Raw genomic sequence first — 4705 nt, 5'->3', positions numbered from 1 at the left:
CGCATGCCCGCCAGGCCGGCCACCCCGGCGCCGCGCGACAGCGCCAGCACCACGGTTTCGACCTGGTCGTCGGCATGCTGGGCCAGCGCCATGGTCTGGATACGGCCCTGCGCTGCCTCGTCAGCCGCCAGCACAGCCTGGGCCAGCGCCTGGTAGCGTGCAATGCGTGCGGCGTCCTCCGGGCTTTGGCCGGGCAGCGCATGGGCATTCACCGCCACTACCTGCAAGGGCACCGCCCAGGCCGCGCACTGGGCGCGGCAATGGGCTTCAAACACCGCGGCTGCGGCCTGCAGCCCGTGGTTGATGTGGATGGCATGCACCTGGCCGGGAAAGCGCCGCAGGCAGGCCCAGAGCAAGGCGGTGGAATCGGCCCCACCGCTGTAGGCCACGGCCAGCGGCAGTGCGGGCTGCCAGCCGTTCAGCGCGGCAAGAATAGCGGGCTCAGCCATGGCGCGCGCCCCACAGCAAAAAGCCTCCGCGAAGGGAGGCTTGGCAGCAGCGGCGCAGCATCAGCGGCGGCCAGCAGCGCGTATCAGTGCTCAGCCTTGGTGTCCGAGAAACGGCCATAGCTTTGCAGGCGCTCGTAGCGGCGGTCCAGCAGCTCGGTGGGCTTCAGATCGGCCAGCTGGCGGAAGGCATCGCTCAGGCCGCGCTTGAGCAGCGCCGCCATTTGCTTGTGGTCGCGGTGGGCGCCACCGACGGGCTCGTGGATGATCTTGTCGATCAGGCCCAGGGCCTTGAGGCGGTGCGCGGTAATGCCCATGGCGTCGGCCGCTTCCTGGGCCTTGTCGCTGGTCTTCCACAGGATGGAGGCGCAGCCTTCGGGGCTGATGGTCGAGTACACCGAGTACTGCAGCATCAGCACCTGGTCGGCCACCGAGATACCCAGCGCGCCACCCGAGCCACCTTCACCGATGATGGTGGAGATGATCGGCACTTCCAGCTGCGCCATTTCATAGATGTTGCGGCCAATGGCTTCGGACTGGCCGCGCTCTTCGGCGTCAATGCCGGGGTAGGCGCCGGGCGTGTCGACAAAGGTGAACACCGGCAGCTTGAACTTCTCGGCGGTCTTCATCAGGCGCAGCGCCTTGCGGTAGCCCTCGGGCTTGCTCATGCCAAAGTTGCGCAGGGTGCGCTCCTTGGTGTCGCGGCCCTTTTGGTGGCCTACCACCATGCAGGGGTTGCCATTGAAGCGCGCCAGGCCGCCCACGATGGACAGGTCATCGGCAAAGTGGCGGTCGCCATGCATTTCGACGAAATCGGTGAAGATCTCGTTCACATAGTCCAGGGTGTAGGGACGCTCGGGGTGGCGTGCGATCTTGGTGATCTGCCAGGGGGAAAGCTCGCTGTAGATGTCCTTGGTCAGCTGCTGGCTTTTCTTGCTGAGCTGATCAATCTCTTCAGAGATATCGACTGCGCTTTCGCTTTGCACATAGCGCAGTTCATCAATTTTGGTTTCCAGCTCCGCAATCGGTTGCTCGAAATCCAGGAATGTTCTTTTCGCCAAAATGATTCTCCTCGAGAAAAGCCGCAGGCAGCCTTCTCATAACGACCGACAGTGTAACCGCATGCGGCCAAACCAGATCAATCTGCATCCTGCCCCAGTGGCATGGCATTCTGGGAGCGCCAGATCAGCCAGGCCGCCACGCTGGCCCAGGGTTGCCAGGCTTGGGCCACCTCGCGCGCATCGCTGCGGCTGACGGCCTCGCCCGAAAAATAATGGTCGCTGATGCCCTGCAGCAGCGCGGCATCATCAATGGCCAGCACATTGGGCCGCCCCAGATGGAACAGCAAAAACATCTCCGCGCCCCAGCGCGCCAGGCCGCGTTGCGCCATCAGCTGCTCGATGACCGCGTCGTCATCGACATGCACCCAGGACAGCGCATCCTTGGGCTCTTGCACAAACCATGCAGCCAGACCACGCAGATAGCCCAGCTTGCGCTGGGGCAGGCGGATGGCCTTGGCCGCCTCGTCCGTCAGGGCCAGCATGGCCTTGGGGCTAGCCGAGCCCAGCGCTGCCACCAGCCGCTTCCACAGCTGGCGCGCCGAGTTGTCGGACAGCTGCTGCCAGACCACCGAGCGCATCAGCAGCGCAAAGCCGTCAGCCTCGCGGCGCAGCATCTCGCCGGCATACAGCGGCGCGAGCCGGCGCATCACCCGGTCCTTGCGGGCCAGGTGTTTGCAGGCGACGGCCCAGTCTTCCGCTGACAGCGGTTTGTTGCTGATACCAGGCATAGGGCTAGAGGGACCGCGTCAACGCCAGGGACAGATGCAGTCCACCGACAGCGTGCATCAGGCCCCTGCCTGCACTACCGTCCAGGTCGTGCCTTGGGCGGAATCCTTGAGCTCCACCCCTTGGGCCAGCAGCTCGGCGCGGATGCGGTCCGATTCCGCATAGTTCTTGGCCGCCTTGGCAGCGGCACGCAGTGCAATCTGCGCCTCCACATAAGCGGCATCCACGGTGGCGCCCGCTTGCAGGTAGGCGGCAGGGTCGGCCTGCAGCAGGCCCAAGGTGGCCGCCAGCGCCTTGAGCAGGCCAGCCACCGCTGGCGATTTGCTGCGGTTGACCTCGGCCGCCAGCTCAAACAGCACGGCCACGGCTTCGGGCGTGCCAAAGTCCTCGTCCATCGCCGCCTTGAAGCGCGCTGCGCTCGGGTGGCTCCAGTCGATGGCCGCCGTCTCGGCGGCGACCAGGCTCAGCGCCGTATAGAGGCGCTTCAAGGCATTGCGGGCGTCGTCCAGGTGCACATCGCTGTAGTTGAGCGGGCTGCGGTAGTGGGTGCGCACCACAAAGAAGCGGATGGTTTCTGCGTCGTAGCGCTTGAGCACATCGCGGATCGTGAAGAAATTGCCCAGGGACTTGGACATCTTCTCGTTGTCGACGTTGATGAAGCCGTTGTGCATCCACATCTTGGCCAGCGGCTGGCCGTGTGCGCCTTCGCTCTGGGCAATCTCGTTTTCGTGGTGGGGAAACTGCAGGTCAGCGCCGCCGCCATGGATGTCGAAGGTCTCGCCCAGCAGCGCGCAGCTCATCGCCGAGCACTCGATGTGCCAGCCCGGCCGGCCCGTGCCATAGCTGCTTTGCCACTTGGCCTCGTCGGGCTCGGTGGGCTTGGCGCTCTTCCACAGCACAAAATCCAGTGGGTCGTCCTTGCCGTCCTGCACGGCAACACGTTCGCCGGCATTGAGCTCGTCGAGCGACTTGCCCGACAGCTTGCCGTAACCGGGGAACTTGCGCACGGCATAGTTCACATCGCCACCTTCGGTGCGGTAGGCCAGGCCTTTTTCTTCCAGCTGCGAGATGATGGACAGCATCTGCGGCACGTATTCGGTGGCACGGGGCTCATGCGTGGGCCGCTCGATGCCCAGCGCATCGGCATCTTGGTGCAGGGCCTCGATCATGCGGTCGGTCAGGCTGCGGATGGTCTCGCCGTTTTCCACGGCGCGGCGGATGATCTTGTCCTCAATGTCGGTGACATTGCGCACATAGGTCACCTTCAGGCCGCTGACGCGCAACCAGCGCTGCACCACATCAAACGCCAGCATCGAGCGCGCATGTCCCAGGTGACAGAGGTCATAGACCGTCATGCCGCATACATACATGCGGACATGGCCCTGCTCAATCGGAACAAATGACTCCAGCGCACGCGAAAGCGTGTTGTAGATGCGCAAACTCATGAAAAATTAGCGTGGTTGTGGTTGAGAGAGGGAAAGACGCCTGGCGCCCTGCCCCGTTCCGCGTCCATCCTCTTGACAGAGGCTGGGGCACGGGTTTGGCAGCGCCTGCCCGGGCACCGCCGCCCGGCAGGAACCGCCGAACCGTGTATGGTAGCTGATGCCCGACACCATGCCCTGCAAACCATGGCCGCCCGTCGTTCCGGGGCGCCAGCCCCCTCAGCTACAATGCGCTGCAGTATAAGCCTGCAGGCCACTTGCACGCGCCCAGCGCGCCCGAACCCTATGAAGTTAGTCAGTCGCCTTTTCTCCCCCCTGATGCCCCGTGCCGCCTTGCTGGCGCTTGCCCTGAGCTGCGGCGCCGCCTATGCGGACGAATACGCGGCCGTGGAAAAGCTGATCCAGTCCGGCCAGACCGCATTGGCCCTGGAGCAGCTGGAGCCCAAGATCCAGCAAGCCCCGCGTGACCCGCAATGGCGCTTTTTGCAGGGTGTGGCGCAGATGAACGCCGGCCAGCGCGACGAGGCCACGGCGACATTCGAGAAACTGGTGCAGGAATACCCCGAACTGCCCGAGCCCTACAACAACCTGGCCGTGCTCTACGCCCAGAACAACCAGCTGGAAAAAGCCAGCCGCGCGCTGCAAGATGCCGTGCGGGCCAACCCCGGCTATGCCACCGCCTATGAGAACCTGGGCGATATCTATATCCGCCTGGCCGAGCAATCACTGAGCAAGGCCAGCACGCTGGCGCCGGCCCAGCAAGCGCGGCTGCAGCCCAAGATCAGCAGCCTGCGCCTCTTGGTGACCCGTGCCCAGCCTGCCGCTGCCGCCGCGCCGGCTGCCCCGGCAGCGGCGCCCGACGCAAAAAAATAAGGGCCTTGCCTTGAATCTTGCACCGTTGGCCCTCAACTCGGTGCAACGCATAGGGTGCAAACGCACACCTTGCAAACGCAGACGCTGCAACGCCCATGATTTGCGCGCAGCGCAGGATGCCTTGCGGATCCCGCAGCGCCCTGCGCTGGCCATCTAC

Annotated in this window: 5 protein-coding genes; 1 reads left to right on the top strand and 4 read right to left on the bottom strand. The window is 64.7% G+C overall.

Annotated features, from left to right (window positions below):
- From H928_RS0112095 to cysS, 4 genes are all read right to left on the bottom strand, one after another.
- On the bottom strand, positions 1-449 hold a 449-nt coding region (locus tag H928_RS0112095; protein ID WP_021026748.1), incomplete at its 3' end, for an ATP-binding protein.
- An 83-nt stretch (positions 450-532) separates the two neighbouring features.
- Positions 533-1507: an acetyl-CoA carboxylase carboxyltransferase subunit alpha gene (locus H928_RS0112090; protein WP_021026747.1), complete on the bottom strand. Its 975-nt coding sequence runs from the start codon at positions 1505-1507 to the stop codon at positions 533-535.
- Between the two features lie 77 nt (positions 1508-1584).
- A complete protein-coding gene (locus H928_RS0112085) occupies positions 1585-2235 on the bottom strand; it encodes a DNA-3-methyladenine glycosylase (protein WP_021026746.1) in 651 nt (216 codons plus the stop codon).
- 57 nt (positions 2236-2292) lie between these two features.
- Complete coding sequence (gene cysS, locus H928_RS0112080; RefSeq protein WP_021026745.1) at positions 2293-3678, bottom strand: cysteine--tRNA ligase; 1386 nt, start codon at positions 3676-3678, stop codon at positions 2293-2295.
- 282 nt (positions 3679-3960) lie between these two features.
- Between cysS and H928_RS0112075 the strand changes: the two genes are divergently transcribed.
- A complete protein-coding gene (locus H928_RS0112075; RefSeq protein WP_021026744.1) occupies positions 3961-4548 on the top strand; it encodes a tetratricopeptide repeat protein in 588 nt (195 codons plus the stop codon).
- Positions 4549-4705: the final 157 nt, after the last annotated feature.

Source organism: Comamonas sp. B-9, from assembly GCF_000410635.1.
Classification (GTDB): Bacteria; Pseudomonadota; Gammaproteobacteria; order Burkholderiales; family Burkholderiaceae_C; genus Comamonas.
The sequence above is the reverse complement of the archived record's forward strand: the minus strand, read 5'-3'. Positions and strand labels throughout refer to the sequence as shown.

What these genes read in the sequence shown, in the direction of transcription:
- H928_RS0112085 (WP_021026746.1), bottom strand. Translation starts at nt 2,235, where the DNA reads ATGCCTGGTATCAGCAACAAACCGCTGTCAGCGGAAGACTGGGCCGTC.
- cysS (WP_021026745.1), bottom strand. Translation starts at nt 3,678, where the DNA reads ATGAGTTTGCGCATCTACAACACGCTTTCGCGTGCGCTGGAGTCATTT.
- H928_RS0112075 (WP_021026744.1), top strand. Translation starts at nt 3,961, where the DNA reads ATGAAGTTAGTCAGTCGCCTTTTCTCCCCCCTGATGCCCCGTGCCGCC.